We start from the raw sequence: 18,252 nt of genomic DNA, 5'->3' as shown, positions 1-18,252 counted from the left end.
AGAAGAGCATTGACAGGCACAGAGAAAAGTGCCGAAAAGATAACGCACAGAACCTGTTTAAAAGGCAATTATCGGACCATAAAAAGCAGAAACCTTCTATTCCGGGACCTGGCGAAACTCACATAGTTTTCAGAGCCGCGAAAAAAGCCCTGAAAGTGCGCGACACGTTCCCAATGGAACCAGTTTGGTGCATCTCGTAACCAGGACTGTTACCCAAGCTCCCCGCCCCCACCTGAAACCCGATAAGAAATCGGTAATTACAACGAGAGATTGATGCGCTACCCAAGAAGTGCCGATCGGTTATCGCGCTGCATTTCTGCAGCCCCTCATGTCCCCCATCGTAAAAATGCAAAACCCCGCCCCGGCTTGTGGCCAGAGCGGGGTTTTGCGACAAGCCCCGATCAGGCAGCTTGCATGGTGCGGTGAGTATCGATGAGGTGCTGCACCACGCCGGGATCAGCCAGAGTGGAGATGTCGCCGAGGGCATCATATTCGGCAACGGCGATCTTGCGCAGGATACGGCGCATGATCTTGCCCGAGCGGGTCTTCGGAAGGCCCGGAGCCCACTGGATTACGTCCGGGGTCGCGATCGGACCGATCTCCTTGCGCACCCAGTTCCTCAGTTCCTGACGCAGTTGCTCGGAAGACTCCTCTCCCGCATTCAGAGTGACGTAAACGTAGATGCCCTGCCCTTTGATGTCGTGGGGCATACCCACCACCGCAGCCTCGGCAACTTTCGGGTGGGCGACCATCGCGCTCTCGATTTCTGCGGTACCCATGCGGTGGCCAGAGACGTTGAGCACATCATCCACACGACCGGTGATCCACCAGTAGCCGTCCTCGTCTCGACGCGCGCCGTCGCCGGTGAAGTACATGCCCTTGAAGGTCTTGAAGTAGGTGTCGACGAAGCGGTCGTGATCGCCGTACAGGGTGCGCGCCTGACCCGGCCAGGAATCGATGATCACCAGGTTGCCTTCGGTCGCGCCTTCCAGGATGTTGCCAAGGTTATCCACCAGCGCCGGTTGCACGCCGAAGAACGGACGCGCAGCGGAGCCCGGCTTCATGGCGTGGGCGCCCGGCAGCGGGGTCATCAGGCAGGCGCCGGTTTCGGTCTGCCACCAGGTATCGACGATCGGGCAGCGGCCCTGGCCGACATTCTCGTAGTACCAGTGCCAGGCTTCCGGGTTGATCGGCTCACCCACCGAACCCAACAGACGCAGGCTGGAGCCGTCGGCGCCCGCTACCGCAGCCTTGCCCTCGGCCATCATGGCGCGAATAGCGGTGGGGGCGGTGTAGAGAACGTTGACCTTATGCTTATCGACGATTTTGGCGACGCGGGTCATGTCCGGGTAGTTCGGTACGCCTTCGAACATGACAGTCGTTGCGCCGTTGGACAGCGGACCGTACACCAGATAGGTGTGGCCGGTGACCCAACCGATGTCGGCGGTGCACCAGAACACTTCGCCCGGGCGGTAATCGAATACACGCTCATGGGTCAGCGAAGCGTAGGTGAGGTAGCCCCCGGTGGTGTGCAGTACACCCTTGGGTTTGCCGGTGGAGCCGGAGGTGTAGAGGATGAACAGCGGATCCTCGGCGCCCATTTCCTTCGGCGCGCAGGTGCTACCCGCCACCTTCATCAGATCCTCGTACCAGACATCGCGATGCTGATTCCACTTGATATCGCCACCGGTGCGCTTGACCACGATGATCTTCTGCACGCTGCTGGTTTCGGGGTTGGTCAGCGCGTCATCGACGTTGGCTTTCAGCGGGGTCTTCTTGCCGCCGCGCAAGCCTTCGTCGGCAGTGATCACCACCTTGGAACGGCAGTCTATGATGCGACCGGCCAGGGCTTCAGGGGAGAAGCCACCGAACACCACGGAGTGGATGGCACCGATACGGGTGCAGGCCAGCATGGCGACCACGGCTTCCGGGATCATCGGCATGTAGATGGTCACCACGTCACCGCGATGCACATCCTGGCCACGCAGGGCGTTGGCGAACTTGCAGACGCGCTCGTGCAGGTCGCGGTAGGTGATGTGCTCATGCTCGGAGGGATCGTCCCCCTCCCAGATGATCGCAACCTGGTCGCCACGCTCGGCAAGGTGGCGATCCAGGCAGTTGGCGGACACGTTGAGGGTGCCATCAGCGAACCACTTGATGTCGACATGGTGGTCGTCGAACGAAGTCTGCTTCACCTTGGTGAAGGGCTTGATCCAGTCGAGGCGCTTGGCCTGTTCACGCCAGAAGCCATCGGGGTTGATGACCGACTGCTGGTACATGGCTTTGTAGGTCGCTTCGTCGGTGAGGGACTGGGCGGCCACTTCAGGGCGGACCGGATACAGAGAAGCAGCACTCATGGGTCTTACCTCGGTGGGTAGTTGTTTTTGTATGGCGCCTTTTGTATCCCCCGCCCTTCTGTAGGGCCATTCGACCATGGTCTTACCAAACCCGGACTATGGTCGAAGCAGCGAGAATCGCGTAGTGCCGAGGCCTGGCGAACGAGCCGACCAGGAGCGCCCTCACCTTTCCACGGGCAAAAAAACCGGCCCATATCCAGGGACATGGGCCGGTGAAGCACTATCGGGTCGTTGGTGAGAGCCCGGGATCAACCCGGAGCACGGCACACGGACGACCGGCCGCGTGCCGCACAGTGTCAGACGTGGGCGTCCTGGTATTCCTTCTCGGCTTCGTCGAAGCGCTTGATCATCGCGGCAGACGGGGCGTTGCCGATGCGGCTGAAGATCAGGATGCCGAGTGTGCAGAGGATGAAGCCCGGAACGATTTCGTACAGACCGGTCCAGCCGAAGAAGTTCTTCCACAGGACAACGGTCACAGCACCCAGGATCATACCGGCCAGAGCGCCGTTACGGGTCATGCCCTTCCAGACCAGGGACAGGATCACTACCGGACCGAAGGCAGCGCCGAAGCCAGCCCAGGCATAGGACACCAGGCCCAGCACCTTGCTTTCCGGGTCAGCGGCGATGGCGATAGCGATCACAGCCACCAGCAGCACCATGGCACGACCTACCCACACCAGCTCGGTCTGGCTGGCGTTCTTGCGGAAGAAGGCCTTGTAGAAGTCTTCGGTCAGGGCACTGGAGCACACCAGCAGCTGGCAGCTCAGGGTGGACATCACGGCAGCCAGGATAGCGGACAGCAGCACGCCAGCGACCCACGGGTTGAAGAGGATCTTGGCCAGCTCGATGAACACGCGCTCGTGGTTGGCAGTAACGGCACCAGCCTGGTCCGGATGAGCGGAGAAGTAGGCGATACCAAAGAAGCCCACGGCCACGGCGCCGGCCAGGCAGAAGATCATCCAGGCCATGGAGATGCGGCGGGCATTCGGGATGGACTTGACGGAGTCAGCAGCCATGAAGCGCGCCAGGATGTGCGGCTGACCGAAGTAGCCCAGGCCCCATGCCAGCAGGGAAATCACGCCGACGAAGCTGGCACCCTTGAGCATGTCGAAGTGGGCGGCATCTTTCATCTCGATGGCAGCGAAGGTGGTGTCCATGCCGCCGGTGGCAATCATCACGATGATCGGGGTGAGGATCAGGGCGAAGATCATCAGGCTGGCCTGCACAGTGTCAGTCCAGCTCACAGCCAGGAAGCCACCGACGAAGGTGTAGCAGATGGTCGCGGCTGCACCGGCCCACAGGGCGGTTTCGTAGGAAATGCCGAAGGTGCTCTCGAACAGGCGGGCACCGGCGACAACGCCAGAGGCGCAGTAGATGGTGAAGAACACCAGGATCACCACGGCGGAGAAGATGCGCAGGATGCGGCTGTTGTCTTCGAAGCGGTTGGTGAAGTAATCCGGCAGGGTCAGGGCGTTGCCGTTGTGTTCGGTCTGCACGCGCAGACGGCCGGCAACCAGCAGCCAGTTGAGGTAGGCGCCGATGATCAGGCCAATGGCGATCCAGCTTTCGGAGAGACCGGAGAGGTAGACGGCACCCGGCAGGCCCATCAGCAGCCAGCCACTCATGTCGGAGGCGCCGGCGGACAGTGCGGTAACGAAGCTACCGAGGCTGCGGCCACCGAGGATGTAGTCGGAAAGGTTGTTGGTGGAGCGATAGGCGGCAAAGCCGATCAGCACCATGGCCGCGATATAGATCACGAAAGTGATCAGCATCGGGTTGCTCATACTCATGGGGGTCTCCCCTGCTCGATTGTTTTTATTCGGAGGCGGCGGGTAGTCCGCTTCCGTGGTTGGTATTTGGCGGCCACTTGTGACGGCTACCGGTTTGCTTCCCGACCACGCCAGCCATGGGGCCGAGGTAATCCCGATCGGGCAATCATCACAGGGCGTCCGGCCCTGCCAATGCGACAGCGCACCGTGCCTCTGGAGGCTCGGTCCACCATGCGAATCAGTGGTAACGCCTGGTTGCCTCGCAATGGCCGCTCAAAGCGCGGCCAGCGAAAGGACTGGGCCGACTGGCCACGAGCAGCCAAAGGTAAGCAGGAGCAAGGGAATACCTGGCTCCGCTCGAGTAGGCGTGAATCGCTTTCGACATCACGCCCTCCTCTCTGGATTCGCTACTACTTCGGTCTAGTACAACCTCTCCAGCCCGCAAGAACGCTTCGAGCTCTGGGCAGCCGCAAGGCGAGTGCGGAATTTAGAGATATGGCACTGCGCCTTTCTTTTAGGATTCTCTGATTCCTTTGCCAGATCCTCTGATTCAGGGAACTTTCCGCCAAAAGGTGCAACCTGTTTGCAAGCCCATGAATAGGACATCCTGCGAATTTCACCAATGTCCACACGAAACAATGGGTTGCCCAAAAGGTACAACCTGATAGAGCCCACCCTGGCAAGGGTGCAACTCTTGGCAGCTAACCGGTGAAAAACTGATCGATGGCGGGCTCGGATGAATGCGACCGCCGCGACAGGAGGGAGCTACTTGCCGCCGCGCAGTCTCTTGGGCGTGAGCCCCAGGTAGCGGCGCATGGCGGTGGTCAACGCACTCTGGCTGGAGAAGCCGCACTCTTCGGCGATCCGCACCAGGGGTTGTTCGCTTTCGCGCAACAGACGTGCGGCGCGATCGAGACGGGTTTTCAGCAGGTACTGGTGGGGCGTCAGGCCCAGATTGTCCTTGAACTGGGCATGGAAATGACTCGGACTCAGGCAGGCGACCTGGGCCAGTTCCGCCACGCTGATCCGTCGCGACAGATTGCCCTGGATAAAGTCGTCCAGACGCTCGATATCGAGACTCCCCGCCGGGCGACGCTGCACATCCCCGAACAGGCGCAGGTACAGCGCACGCAAAAGAAGGCCGCCCAGGGAGCGAGCCAGCAGCGGATCGCTGCCGTAACGCGCCAGCTCCGCGCCGGCATAGCTCAGGAGGTTCTGGAAGTCCGCATCCAGTTCCGGATAACGCGGCGTCTCGAAAAGGCGCCCAAGCAACTCGAGGTCTTCGGCCGAAGTGCCGTGCTCATCCAGATCGAGGATGAGCATGCGATTCTCGCCCACACCTGCAAACCCGTGCCCGGCATCTCCCGGCACCAGGCAGGCACGCATCCGGCAGACCTCGCCACCGCGGCCGTCCACCTCGAACTCGGCGCGACCGGCAAGGGACATCACCAACTGGTGGTGGTCGTGGGCGTGGTGATGGGCCTGATCGTCCAGGCGCAGGAGGCGGGCTTCGAGCATGGTGCGATTTGATCAAAATTTGCGCATTCTAGCTGGTGCAACCGGGGTTGCACAGCGCCGCACGGCAGAAGGCCGTGGCTTTGGGTGGTTGAAAAGGCCATCGCCTTGCCCCATCTAGCCTGGGTAAGCCAATAGCCAGGTGCCCCCATGAGCGATCAGGACATCAACGCCGACATCGTCGAAGAAGCCACTTCCAGCCAGCGGACAGGCCTGGTACTGCCTGGCCAGACCCTGCCGGACAAGGTCTACATCATCCCCATTCACAACCGACCGTTCTTCCCGGCCCAGGTACTGCCGGTAATCGTCAACGAAGAACCCTGGGCGGAAACCCTCGAACTGGTATCCAAGACAGATCATCACTGCCTGGCGCTGTTCTTCATGGAAAACCCGCCGGAAGATCCACGTCATTTCGACCCCAGCACCCTGCCGGAACACGGAACCCTGGTGCGCGTACATCACGCCAGCCGCGAAGGCGGCAAGCTGCAATTCGTGGCCCAGGGGCTATCGCGCGTGCGCATCCGCGGCTGGCTCAAGCGCCATCGCCCGCCCTATCTGGTGGAAGTCGATTATCCACATAGCCCGCAGGACCCTCGCGATGAAGTGAAGGCCTACGGCATGGCGCTGATCAATGCGATCAAGGAACTGCTGCCGCTCAACCCGCTGTACAGCGAGGAATTGAAGAATTACCTCAACCGCTTCAGCCCTAACGACCCGTCGCCTCTGACGGACTTCGCCGCCGCACTGACTACGGCGCCCGCCCGTGAACTGCAGGAAGTGCTGGACACAGTGCCCATCCTCAAGCGCATGGAGAAGGTGCTGCCGCTGCTGCGCAAGGAAGTGGAAATGGCGCGACTGCAAAGCGAACTGTCCGCCGAGGTGAATCGCAAGATCGGCCAGCACCAGCGCGAGTTCTTCCTCAAGGAGCAGCTCAAGCTGATCCAGCAGGAGCTGGGCATCACCAAGGATGACCGCAGTGCCGACAGCGAGCAGTTCACCCAGCGCCTGGAAGGCAAGGTGCTGCCGGAACAGGCGAAGAAGCGCATCGACGATGAACTGAACAAGCTGTCGATCCTGGAAACCGGATCGCCGGAATACGCAGTCACCCGCAACTACCTGGACTGGGCTACGTCGGTGCCCTGGGGCGTCTACGGGGCGGACAGGCTCGATCTCAAGCACGCCCGCAGGGTGCTGGACAAGCACCACGCTGGGCTCGACGACGTGAAAAACCGCATCCTCGAATTTCTCGCCGTAGGTGCCTTCAAAGGTGAAATCTCGGGTTCCATTGTGCTGCTGGTCGGCCCGCCCGGCGTGGGCAAGACCAGCATTGGCAAGTCCATCGCCGAATCGCTGGGTCGCCCCTTCTACCGTTTCAGCGTCGGCGGCATGCGAGATGAGGCCGAAATCAAGGGCCATCGCCGCACTTACATTGGCGCCCTGCCCGGCAAGTTGGTGCAGGCGCTAAAGGAAGTGGAGGTGATGAACCCGGTCATCATGCTCGATGAGATCGACAAGCTCGGTGCCAGCTACCAGGGCGACCCGGCTTCAGCGCTGCTGGAGACACTCGACCCGGAGCAGAACGTCGAATTCCTCGACCACTACCTGGACCTGCGCCTGGACCTGTCCAAAGTGTTGTTCGTCTGCACGGCCAACACCATGGACTCCATCCCCGGCCCGCTGCTGGACCGTATGGAGACTATTCGCCTCTCCGGCTACATCACCGAAGAGAAGCATGCCATCGCCAAGCGCCATCTCTGGCCACGCCTGCTGGAACGTACCGGCGTGCCGAAGGATCGCCTGTCGATCACTGACGGCGCCCTGACCTCCGTGATCGACGGCTATGCGCGAGAGGCCGGCGTACGCCAGTTGGAGAAGCAGCTGGGCAAGATCATTCGCAAATCCGTGGTGCGACTGCTGGAGGAGCCCGAGGCGAGGATCAAGGTCGGGCAAAAGGATCTGGAAAGCTTCCTCGGCCTGCCGCCGTTCCGCAGGGAACAGCTGCTGACGGGTATCGGCGTGATCACCGGCCTGGCCTGGACGAGCCTGGGCGGTGCCACCCTGCCCATCGAAGCGACGCGCATTCACACGCTGAACCGGGGCTTCAAGCTCACCGGCCAGTTAGGCGACGTCATGAAGGAATCGGCCGAGATCGCCTACAGCTACATCAGCTCGCACCTGAAACGCTATGGCGGCGACCCGACGTTCTTCGACCAGGCGTTCGTCCACCTCCACGTGCCGGAAGGCGCCACACCCAAGGATGGCCCCAGCGCCGGTATCACCATGGCCAGCGCCCTGCTCTCCCTGGCGCGCAACCAGGCGCCGAAGAAAGGCGTGGCCATGACCGGCGAGCTGACGCTCACCGGCCAGGTGCTGCCCATCGGCGGAGTCCGCGAGAAAGTCATTGCCGCGCGCCGGCAGAAGATCTTCGAGCTGATCCTGCCCGAAGCCAACCGCGGTGCCTTCGAAGAGCTGCCGGATTACCTAAAGGACGGCCTGACGGTGCACTTCGCCAGACGCTTCGGGGACGTGGCGAAGGTGCTGTTCGACTGAGGCTGTGCGTCCGGTCCGCGGGAGCGAATTCATTCGCGATTGAATTCGCTCCCGCAGGCTTCTCCAAGCCAGGGGAAGCCGCGTCCCTTCCCCAAGATTTCTTCTCGGAGCCTACGCAAGGGCGAAGTCAGCCGTTATGCTGGCCCCGCCCTTGACCGACGGAGCCGCCGATGTCCTTCGTTCCCTCCCCTCGCCTGCTGTTACCCCTGGGACTCCTCCTGCTCACCGCCTGCGCCCAACAGAAGACCGGCCCGGTAGTACTCCAGGACCAGCAGGATGATTGCCCACTGTCACTCAGCCAGGGCCAACCGCTGGTGTTGACCCTGCCCAGCAATCCCACCACCGGCTTTCGCTGGGTAGTCCGCGACGCAGCCGCCAACGTGCTGCAAAGCCTCGGCCCGGAGGTCTATTCGACACCCGAAGACGCGGGCCTGGTTGGAAGCGCCGGGCAATCCACCTGGCGATTCAAGGCCAGCCAGCCCGGCGAGGGCCGCCTCCGCCTGGATTACCAGCGCCCCTGGGAGACCGACGTGGCGCCGGCCGAATCCTTCGACTGCCAGATCAGCGTCAAATAGCGCCAAATGACTGCACCAATGGCGTCCGCCGCCTGGCGAGCGCCGTGCTGCCTTTCCATAGTGCTGCTCTGACGGATTCGCAGGAGCATTCATGGGAACCTTGATCTTCGGACTGGCCGGGGCGCTGTCCTTCCTCGTCGGTGTAGCACTTGAACTGGACTGGTTGTGCCTGGCCAGCAAACCGGTCCCTATCGTCGCTCTGCTGCTTTGGTTGCGCCGTGCTCCGGCCGGGCCGTATCGCCGCTGGATCAGTATCGGCCTGCTCCTGTCCCTTCTCGGTGACATGTTGCTGGAATGGCCCGCCGACCTGTTCGTCTTCGGTCTTGGCGCCTTCCTGCTCGCCCACCTCGCCTACCTGTGCGCCTACCTACAGCAAAGCCGCCGACTGGCGCCCCTCGCCCTGCTGGTAGCGGCAGGCTGCGGAGGCGGCATCTTCGCACTGCTCGCCTCTGGCGGCCTGGGCGCCCTGCTCCTTCCGGTGGCCTGCTACGCCATCGCCATCAGCGCCATGCTCTGGCGTGCCCTGGCCCGCCTGGGTGCAGAACTCGACCGCAGGTCGGCAGTGCTGGCGGCAGGTGGCGCAGCACTATTCGTACTCTCCGACAGCCTCATCGGCATCAACCGTTTCGTCTCGCCATTCGACGGCGCGAGCTACTTCATCATTCTCAGCTACTGGCTGGGCCAGCTCGGAATCGCGGCCTCCGCTGCGGCATTTTCCAACGAGATACCATCCTCGAAAATTCCATCGGCACCCTCCCCGGAAATCGGCTATAGCAAATAGGCGGACACTCAAATAGGGAGCGTGTGATGGGCAGCCTGGTACGACTGTGGAGCCTGCTTTGCTGTGCGGTTCTTCTCGCAGGCTGCGGTAGCCTGCTGCCCAGCGAGCGAGCCGAAGTCCTGTCGCCATTCAGGGACTACACCGATGCAGAGATCCGTTATTCGCAGGCCGTACCGGGCAAGACAACACGCCCCGAGCTGTTTTCCCTGGGCTTCGATCCGCTGATCCAGGGCAATGGCAAGATGCTTTCCTTCATCGATGTGCGCCTGATGTTCGTCCAGCCGAACGTGCCCATCGACTACTTGCCTGAAGGCCTGATGAAGTGCCTGGAAGCCAAGGATCGCTGCATCGGCTACGCGTTCGAGTTCACCAAGACGGATACCCAGCGAGTCGGCAGCTTCTGGGCAGACGTATTCAACTTCCGCAAGAATCGGGAGTTGCAGGGCTGGATCTTCCGTGCGGTGTTCGTGCTGGTGGATGACACGCTGGTGCACAAGGTGAGCAATGGCGAGCCGAACATCCGCCGGCATGAAGTCAAGCGCAATCCGCTGGGCCCCTTGCAAGGCGCGGGCGAGTTCTTTTCCGATCAGCTGAAGTGAGGGTGGTTTGGCCGCGCCGCACAGTTCGTTAGAATGCCGGCCTTTTCCATTGCTGGTACCGGCCCGTGACCGAACGTCCCGATCGCATCTACGCCAATCCCCAGGCCCAAGTCGCCGACTTCGCCTTTAACGAGGACGTGGTCCGGGTCTTCCCGGACATGATCAAGCGCTCGGTACCGGGTTACCCCACCATCGTCGAGAACATTGGTGTGCTGGCGGCGCAGTTCGCCAAGCCCGGCACTCCGCTCTATGACCTGGGCAGTTCCCTCGGTGCAGTGACCCAGGCGCTGCGCCGCCACGTGAAGACCGACGGGTGCAAGGTCATCGCTGTGGATAACTCCAGCGCCATGGTGGAACGCTGCCGCGAATACCTGCACGCCCAGGACGCCATGTTCCAGGAGTTGCTGCCGGTCGATGTGGTCGAGGCCGATATCCTTGCCCTGGATTTCCAGCCCTGTTCACTGGTGGCGATGAACTTCACCCTGCAGTTCGTACCCCGCGAGCACCGCATCGAACTCCTCAGCCGCATCCGCAAGGCGCTGCTTCCGGGTGGTGCGTTGATCCTCTCCGAGAAGCTGCGCTTCGAAGACACCGAAGAGCACCAACTGCTCACCGAACTGCATATCGCCTTCAAACGTGCCAACGGCTACAGCGAGCTGGAAATCGCCCAGAAGCGCAGCGCGCTGGAAAACGTCATGCACCCGGACAGCCTGGAAGAACACCGCGAGCGCCTGCTGGCCGCCGGGTTTTCCAAGGTCGTGCCCTGGTTCCAGTGCCTCAACTTCGCCTCGCTGATCGCCCTGCCATGATTCGTACGCTGGACCTCGATGCCCTGCAGCAAAAGCTGGCGGGCACTCCCCTGCAGGATTGGGCAGCCGACCTGCCCGCACAACTCGATGCCAGGCTGGCGGTTGGCCACGGCGACCTTGAACGCTGGGGCGCTGCGGTCAACGCACTACCGCCACTACAGCCACAGCAGGTGGAGCTGGCGCAGCGCTTCCTGCTCGACGGCCCCTGTGACGAAGCGACTCGCGCCGCACTGAAGTCCGCGTTGCAGGGACTGATTCCATGGCGTAAAGGCCCGTTCGAACTATTCGGCGTACACGTCGATACCGAGTGGCGTTCAGACTGGAAGTGGTCACGGGTAGCGCCCCATCTGGACCTGCGCGGGCGCCGCGTGCTGGATGTCGGCTGTGGCAACGGCTACTACCAGTGGCGCATGTTGGGTGCCGGCGCCGACAGCGTAGTGGGTATCGATCCGAACTGGTTGTTCTTCTGCCAATTCCTCGCCATGAAGCGCTTTCTCCCAGAGCTCCCTGCCTGGCACCTGCCCCTGGCGCTCGAAGACCTGCCGCCGAAGCTGGAAGGTTTCGACACCGTGTTTTCCATGGGCGTGCTCTACCACCGCCGCTCGCCCATCGACCACTTGTTCGACCTCAAGGACTGCTTGCGCAGGAATGGCGAGCTGGTGCTGGAAACCCTGGTGGTGGAAGGTGACGCCCAGCAAGTGCTGGTGCCCGAGGACCGCTACGCGCAGATGCGCAACGTCTGGTTCCTGCCGTCGGTACCGGCGCTGGAATTGTGGCTGCGCCGCGCGGGCTACGTGGATGTCCGCTGCGTGGATGTCAGCTACACCAGCGTGGAAGAACAGCGCAGTACCGACTGGATGCGTTTCCAGTCGCTGCCCGAGTTCCTCGACCCTGCTGATCATAGCCGCACCATCGAAGGCCTGCCGGCACCCGCACGCGCCGTACTGATCGCGCGCAAGCCTTGACGCTCTCGATGTGTGGGAAAGAAATCGTTTGCGATTGAAGCCTCTCCCAAACGATGCGGCTGAAACAATTCGCCCCCACAGAAACGCAATCCTGTGGGGGCGAGTTCATTCGCCGAGCAGACCGCCGGCCCGGCTTCCGGAGACGCCTTTTATCGTTTGGGGGCGGCCGAAACGATCAGTTGCTTCATCTCGACCACCGCCTGCTTGAAGCCAACGAACAGCGCGTGGGCCACCAGGGCGTGGCCGATGTTCAGTTCGTTGATTCCAGGAATGGCCGCAACCGGCTCGACATTGTGGTAATGCAGGCCGTGGCCAGCATTGACGATAAGACCGAGCCTGAGGCCCAGCGCCACGCCTTCCTGGATGCGCTGCAGTTCGCGAGCGGCTTCTTCCGGATTATGGGCGTCGGCATAGCGGCCGGTATGCAACTCGATGGCCGGGGCGCCAACACGGTGGGCCGCCTCGATCTGCTGCGGATCGGCGTCGATGAACAGCGAAACCTCACTGCCAATTTTGGCCAGGCGCTCTACCGCAGCCTTGATGCGTGCCTCCTGGCCTGCAACGTCGAGGCCACCTTCAGTGGTCAGTTCCTGACGCGTCTCCGGCACCAGGCAGACATGCTCGGGACGAATCTCTTCGGCGAAGGCCATCATTTCTTCGGTCACCCCCATCTCGAAGTTCATGCGGGTCTGCAGAACTTCCTTGAGCAGGCGCACATCGCGCTCCTGGATGTGACGGCGGTCTTCACGCAGGTGCACGGTGATGCCGTCGGCGCCAGCCTCTTCAGCGTCCAGCGCTGCCTTCACCGGGTCCGGGTAACGGGTACCACGGGCCTGGCGAAGGGTTGCGACGTGGTCGATGTTTACGCCCAGAAGTACGCGGTTGGCTTCAGTCACGGGGAGGTTCCTTGATCGTCATGAATAGCTCGCGGCTGACCAGCGGCCGGCCGCCCAGATGAGGTGCCAGGGCCTGGCGCATCAAGCGCTTGGCCGCACCGAGGGCGCCTGGGGCGCTCCAGTCGGCTTCAGCCAGCGCAAGGAGTTCGCGGCCCTGGAACAGGCCGGGTTGCAACTGCCCCACCGGTTCCAGTCCGGCATCCGGCAGTAGGCGGTAGATGCCTTCTGGCGCGATGGGTTGCCCGGCGAGGTCCGAATCCAGGGCAAAACCATAGCCCAGCTCGTCCAGCAGACGCCATTCGAATGCGCGCAATAGAGGTTCCAGCGGACGGTTGGCGGCCAGCGCCTGGACGGTAACGGCGTAGTGCTCGAAAAGCGCCGGCTGCGGGTCTTCGGCCGGCAACAGGCGAACCAGCAGCTCGTTGAGGTAGAGGCCACTGAACAGCGCCTCGCCGGCCAGCAGGTTAGGGATGCCGGCGCTCTCCAGTCGGCCAACGTTCTTCAGCTCGCCCCGACCACGAAACTCGGCTTCCAGCGGCAAGAATGGCCTCGCCAAGGTACCGGCCTTGCCGCGGGCACCGCGAAGTACGGCGCGCAGACGGCCTTCGGGCGTAAAGAAGTCGACCAGCGCGCTGCTTTCCCGATAGGCCCTGCTGTGCAGGACGAATGCCGGTAGCGCCGCACTGATCATGGAGAGGCTCAGAGGTCGTTGTAGCCCAGGGAACGCAGGGCACGCTCGTCGTCGGACCAGCCGCCCTTCACTTTCACCCAGAGGTTGAGCATGACCTTGGAGTCGAACATGGTTTCCATGTCCTTGCGGGCATCCTGGCCGATGCGTTTGATGCGCTCACCACCGTCGCCGATGATGATCTTTTTCTGGCCATCGCGCTCGACGAGAATCAGGGCGTGGATATGCAGGACATGGCCTTCCTGCTTGAACTCTTCGATTTCCACGGTGATCTGGTAGGGCAGCTCGGCGCCCAGCTGGCGCATGATCTTCTCGCGAACGAGCTCTGCGGCAAGGAAGCGACTGCTGCGATCAGTGATCTGGTCTTCCGGGAAGAAGTGGTCGCCCTCCGGCAGACGCTCGGCCACCAGACGCTCCAGGGTATCCAGGTTGTGGCCCTGGAGAGCAGAGATCGGCACCAGTTCGGCATTCGGCAGCTGTTCCTGGAGCCAGGACAGGTGCGGGATCAGGTCACCCTTCTCGTCCATGCGGTCGGTCTTGTTCACGGCGAGCAGAACCGGGCCCTGCACATACTGCACTCGTTCCAGTACCAACTGGTCCTCTTCGGTCCAGCGGTCACGGTCGACAACGAAGACGACCACGTCCACGTCCTTCAACGCCGCCGAGGCGCTGCGGTTCATGTAGCGGTTCAGCGCCTTGTCGCTCTTCTTGTGCAGGCCGGGGGTGTCGACGTAAATCGCCTGGACACTACCCTCGGTCTTGATACCCAGCATGTTGTGGCGGGTGGTCTGGGGCTTGCGCGAAGTGATCGCCAGCTTCTGCCCGAGGATGTGGTTGAGCAGCGTGGACTTGCCCACATTGGGGCGGCCGACGATGGCGACATAGCCGCAGCGGGGGGTATCGATATCAGTCATTGCCATTCTCCACGCCGAGGGCGACCAGGGCGGCGGCCGCAGCCACCTGTTCGGCGATACGGCGGCTGGCGCCCTGGCCCTGGGTCTTGTCATTCAGCAGGGTGACCTGGCACTCGACGAAAAAGGTTCGGCAGTGCGGTTCACCCTGGATATCCACCACTTCATAACGTGGCAGTTCGCAGGCTCGCGATTGCAGGAATTCCTGCAGGCGGGTCTTGGGATCCTTGTTGGTATCTACCAGGGTCAGGCCTTCCAGTTCATTGGTCAGCCAGGCGAGTACGCGCTCACGCGCGGCCTCCATTCCCGAATCCAGGTAGATGGCGCCGATCAGTGCTTCCAGTGCATCGGCGAGGATCGACTCACGGCGAAATCCGCCGCTCTTCAGTTCGCCCGAACCCAAGCGCAGGTACTCGCCCAGTTCGAAACCACGAGCAAGAAGCGCCAGGGTCTCGCCCTTCACCAACCGTGCGCGCAAACGCGACAGCTGGCCCTCGCGGGCCTGGGGGAAGCGTTCGAACAGCGCCTCGCCAGCGACGAAATTGAGAATGGCGTCGCCGAGGAATTCGAGGCGTTCGTTGTTGCGCCCCGCAAAACTGCGGTGGGTCAGGGCCAGAGTCATCAGACTCTGGTCCTTGAAGGTATAGCCGAGCTTACGCTCGAGACGGCTGAGGGATACGCTCACTGGGCTCGCACACGGAATTCTTTGTCGAAGCGCACCACCAGATCGAGGTTCTCGACCAGGGGTTCGCGTTTTTCATACTTCAGGTGTGCCTGGAACTCGTTGTTTTCCAGGGTCACCTTCAACGCCTTGTCCAGGTCCAGGTCTCGGATGCCGTTGACCTGCATGCCTTTGGACACATGGCTATAGAAGTCGGGAATAGTCCTGATTTCCAGGGCTTTCTCGGTTTCCACCGAGGTGATGATCTTCTCCAGGGAGAAGAAATCCAGGTAATGCGGGATGACCTTGAAAGCGGTGCTGGCCAGGAAAGCCACTACGGCCAGGACCAGCAGCCAGCCCATAACCGACATACCCTTCTGCTTACGCGCGAACGTCATGATCGACCTCAATGTCTGTTTTTATTGGAGGCCGGTTGGCCCGCAAGCAAGACTATATAGCGACTGCGGCGCTGTCATGAACAACGCCGCAAAACCGCGATGGCGAGGGGCCTGTGTCAGTGAATCAGGCCTACTCGAGAGAAGTTTGGCAGGTTTCGCAGTTTCGGATCGGGCCAGCTCATCCACACGGCGAACGCCTTGCCGACGATATTCCGGTCCGGAACCATGCCGAGCAGGTCTTTCGGAATGCGGGGATCGTTCCAGTAGCGGCTGTCGTTGGAGTTGTCCCGGTTGTCGCCCATCATGAAGTAATGCCCCTGGGGCACCACCCATTCGCGGCCCGGCTCCATGCGGTAGCGCTTCATTTCCTTGCGGATCAGGTGTTCGGCTTCGCCCAACTTCTCCTGGTAGAGCATGGCGCTACCCAGGGTGCCCGGCTCTTCGCCCAGCAGCTTCTCGGCGACCGGCTGACCGTTGATGGTCAGGCGCTTGTCGCTGCTGTAGGCGATGCGGTCACCCGGCAGGCCGATAACACGCTTGATGTAGTTGATGTTCGGGTCGCTGGGGTAACGGAACACCATGACATCCCCGCGCTGTGGGTCACCCACTTCGATCACCTTGTTATCCAGCACGGGCAGGCGGATGCCATAGGCGAACTTGTTGACCAGGATGAAATCGCCCACTTCCAGAGTCGGCTTCATCGAGCCTGATGGGATCTGGAAAGGTTCGACCAGGAAAGAGCGCAGCACCAGCACGATGGCCAGCACCGGGAAGAACGACTTCCCATACTCCACCAGCAGCGGCTCCTTGTTCAGCCTGTCGAGGACGTCCGGATCGGGCTCGTTGACCTGCCCCTCGTAGGCGGCAATCGCTGAGCGCCGGCGCGGAGCCAGCAAAACAAGGTCGACAAGCGCGAGGACGCCGCTAACTGCCACGGCAATAACCAACAACAGCGGGAAATTGATCGACATAGACCCTAACTATCCACTTTGAGCACAGCAAGGAAGGCTTCCTGCGGGATTTCCACGCTGCCGACCTGCTTCATCCGTTTCTTACCGGCCTTCTGCTTTTCCAGCAGCTTTTTCTTGCGACTTACGTCACCGCCGTAGCATTTGGCCAGAACGTTCTTCCTGAGCGCCTTTACGGTAGTCCGTGCAACGATCTGTCCACCGATCGCTGCCTGAATCGCGACGTCGAACATCTGCCGCGGAATCAGTTCCTTCATTTTCTCGGTCAGCGCGCGGCCTTTGTAGTGGGCCTGGTCGCGGTGCACGATGAGTGCCAGGGCATCGACCTTCTCGCCATTGATCAGCACATCCAGCTTCACCAGATTAGCCGGTTCGAAACGATCGAAGCTGTAGTCCAGCGACGCATAGCCACGACTTACCGACTTCAGGCGATCGAAGAAGTCGAGTACCACCTCGTTCATCGGCAGGTCGTAGCAGACCTGGACCTGCGAACTGAGGAATTGCATGTCGCGCTGGACGCCACGCTTCTCGATGCACAGGGTGATGACGTTGCCGAGGTGCTCCTGAGGTACCAGGATGTTGGCGCGGACGATGGGTTCGCGCATTTCGGCGATAGAGGCGAGGTCGGGCAGCTTGGACGGGTTGTCGACGTATATCGTTTCGCCGTTCTTCTGCACGATCTCGAAGACCACGGTCGGCGCGGTGGTGATCAAGTCCAGGTCGTATTCGCGCTCCAGGCGCTCCTGGATGATCTCCATGTGCAGCATGCCGAGGAAGCCGATGCGGAAACCGAAGCCGAGGGCCTCGGAGCTTTCCGGCTCGTACTGCAGGGCCGCGTCGTTCAGGGTCAGCTTCTGTAGAGCTTCACGGAAGTCCTCGAAGTCGTCGGAACTGACCGGGAACAGACCGGCGTAAACCTGCGGCTTGATGCGCTGGAAGCCAGGCAAAACGTCCACGTCCGGAGTGTTGGACAGGGTCAGGGTATCGCCTACCGGTGCACCCAGGATGTCCTTGATACCGGCAATGATAAAACCTACTTCACCGGCCTTGAGGTCAACCATTTCGGTGTGTTTCGGGGTGAATACGCCCACGCTGTCCACCTGGTGGATCTTGCCGGTGGACTTCACCAGAATCTTGTCGCCCTTCTTCACACGACCATGCTTGACGCGTACCAGAGAGACTACGCCCAGGTAGTTGTCGAACCAGGAGTCGATGATCAGGGCCTGCAACGGTGCGTCGATCTCGCCTTCCGGAGCCGGGATCACTTCCACCAGGCGCTCCAGCACGTCGATCACACCCATGCCGCTCTTGGCGCTGCAGGGAACGGCGTCGGTGGCGTCGATGCCGATGATGTGTTCGATTTCTTCCTTCACCCGCTCCGGCTCGGCCTGGGGCAGGTCCATCTTGTTCAGCACGGGCATCACTTCCAGGCCCTGCTCGATGGCGGTGTAGCAGTTGGCCACGGACTGGGCTTCAACACCCTGGCCGGCATCCACCACCAGCAGCGCGCCCTCGCAGGCAGCCAGGGAACGGCTGACTTCATAGGTGAAGTCCACGTGGCCGGGGGTGTCGATGAAGTTCAGTTGGTAGGTCTTACCGTTCTGTGCCTTGTAGTGCAGGGTGACGCTGTGGGCCTTGATGGTGATGCCGCGCTCGCGTTCCAGGTCCATGGAGTCCAGTACCTGGGCCTCCATCTCGCGATCGGACAGGCCGCCGCACATCTGGATGAAGCGGTCAGCCAGGGTCGACTTGCCATGGTCGATGTGGGCGATGATGGAGAAATTGCGGATATGACTCAGGTCACTCACAG

General features: G+C 61.7%; 16 protein-coding genes. 6 read left to right on the top strand and 10 right to left on the bottom strand.

Annotated elements, in window-relative coordinates; all coding sequences use genetic code 11:
- Positions 1-401: 401 nt before the first annotated feature.
- The 3 genes from acs to SA496_RS04890 all read right to left on the bottom strand — a co-directional run bounded on the left by acs (position 402) and on the right by SA496_RS04890 (position 5,644).
- Complete coding sequence (acs, locus tag SA496_RS04900; protein ID WP_330115095.1) at positions 402-2,357, bottom strand: acetate--CoA ligase; 1,956 nt, start codon at positions 2,355-2,357, stop codon at positions 402-404.
- Positions 2,358-2,653: 296 nt separating this feature from the next.
- The gene (gene putP / locus SA496_RS04895) at positions 2,654-4,147 is read right to left on the bottom strand and encodes a sodium/proline symporter PutP (protein WP_120652479.1); all 1,494 of its coding nucleotides are present in this window, start codon (positions 4,145-4,147) and stop codon (positions 2,654-2,656) included.
- Positions 4,148-4,891: 744 nt separating this feature from the next.
- Positions 4,892-5,644 (bottom strand): helix-turn-helix transcriptional regulator, encoded by a 753-nt coding sequence (locus SA496_RS04890; RefSeq protein ID WP_120652481.1) that lies wholly within the window; start codon positions 5,642-5,644, stop codon positions 4,892-4,894.
- Between the two features lie 147 nt (positions 5,645-5,791).
- Between SA496_RS04890 and lon the strand changes: the two genes are divergently transcribed.
- From lon to cmoB, 6 genes are all read left to right on the top strand, one after another.
- Positions 5,792-8,191, top strand: a complete 2,400-nt coding sequence (gene lon, locus SA496_RS04885; protein WP_120652483.1) for an endopeptidase La — start codon at positions 5,792-5,794, stop codon at positions 8,189-8,191.
- Positions 8,192-8,361: 170 nt separating this feature from the next.
- A complete protein-coding gene (locus SA496_RS04880) occupies positions 8,362-8,766 on the top strand; it encodes a protease inhibitor I42 family protein (protein WP_120652485.1) in 405 nt (134 codons plus the stop codon).
- A gap of 91 nt (positions 8,767-8,857) precedes the next feature.
- A complete protein-coding gene (locus SA496_RS04875) occupies positions 8,858-9,547 on the top strand; it encodes a lysoplasmalogenase (protein ID WP_330115094.1) in 690 nt (229 codons plus the stop codon).
- 26 nt (positions 9,548-9,573) lie between these two features.
- Positions 9,574-10,146: a hypothetical protein gene (locus SA496_RS04870; protein WP_120652489.1), complete on the top strand. Its 573-nt coding sequence runs from the start codon at positions 9,574-9,576 to the stop codon at positions 10,144-10,146.
- A 65-nt stretch (positions 10,147-10,211) separates the two neighbouring features.
- Positions 10,212-10,955 (top strand): carboxy-S-adenosyl-L-methionine synthase CmoA, encoded by a 744-nt coding sequence (cmoA, locus tag SA496_RS04865; protein ID WP_120652490.1) that lies wholly within the window; start codon positions 10,212-10,214, stop codon positions 10,953-10,955.
- Positions 10,952-11,920, top strand: coding sequence for a tRNA 5-methoxyuridine(34)/uridine 5-oxyacetic acid(34) synthase CmoB (cmoB, locus tag SA496_RS04860; RefSeq protein ID WP_120652492.1), 969 nt, complete (start codon positions 10,952-10,954; stop codon positions 11,918-11,920). The genes cmoA and cmoB overlap by 4 nt, the downstream gene beginning before the upstream one ends.
- 149 nt (positions 11,921-12,069) lie before the next feature.
- On the opposite strand, the gene pdxJ is transcribed toward cmoB, so the two are convergent.
- The 7 genes from pdxJ to lepA form a co-directional block, all read right to left on the bottom strand.
- Positions 12,070-12,816, bottom strand: coding sequence for a pyridoxine 5'-phosphate synthase (gene pdxJ, locus SA496_RS04855; RefSeq protein ID WP_120652493.1), 747 nt, complete (start codon positions 12,814-12,816; stop codon positions 12,070-12,072).
- Positions 12,809-13,507, bottom strand: coding sequence for a DNA repair protein RecO (recO, locus tag SA496_RS04850; protein WP_120652494.1), 699 nt, complete (start codon positions 13,505-13,507; stop codon positions 12,809-12,811). Before recO ends, pdxJ begins: the two co-directional genes overlap by 8 nt.
- Before the next feature lie 8 nt (positions 13,508-13,515).
- Positions 13,516-14,418: a GTPase Era gene (gene era / locus SA496_RS04845; RefSeq protein ID WP_120652495.1), complete on the bottom strand. Its 903-nt coding sequence runs from the start codon at positions 14,416-14,418 to the stop codon at positions 13,516-13,518.
- Entirely contained in the window at positions 14,411-15,100 is a 690-nt protein-coding gene (rnc, locus tag SA496_RS04840) for a ribonuclease III (protein ID WP_077527417.1), read from the bottom strand. Before rnc ends, era begins: the two co-directional genes overlap by 8 nt.
- Positions 15,097-15,474, bottom strand: coding sequence for a DUF4845 domain-containing protein (locus SA496_RS04835; protein WP_120652496.1), 378 nt, complete (start codon positions 15,472-15,474; stop codon positions 15,097-15,099). Before SA496_RS04835 ends, rnc begins: the two co-directional genes overlap by 4 nt.
- A gap of 116 nt (positions 15,475-15,590) precedes the next feature.
- On the bottom strand, positions 15,591-16,445 hold the full coding sequence (gene lepB / locus SA496_RS04830; RefSeq protein WP_120652497.1) for a signal peptidase I: 855 nt from the start codon (positions 16,443-16,445) through the stop codon (positions 15,591-15,593).
- 5 nt (positions 16,446-16,450) lie between these two features.
- Complete coding sequence (gene lepA, locus SA496_RS04825; RefSeq protein ID WP_330115093.1) at positions 16,451-18,250, bottom strand: translation elongation factor 4; 1,800 nt, start codon at positions 18,248-18,250, stop codon at positions 16,451-16,453.
- Positions 18,251-18,252: the final 2 nt, after the last annotated feature.

The sequence above is a fragment of the Pseudomonas sp. JS3066 genome (genome assembly GCF_036328175.1).
In the GTDB taxonomy this organism is placed as follows: domain Bacteria; phylum Pseudomonadota; class Gammaproteobacteria; order Pseudomonadales; family Pseudomonadaceae; genus Metapseudomonas.
The sequence above is the reverse complement of the archived record's forward strand: the minus strand, read 5'-3'. Positions and strand labels throughout refer to the sequence as shown.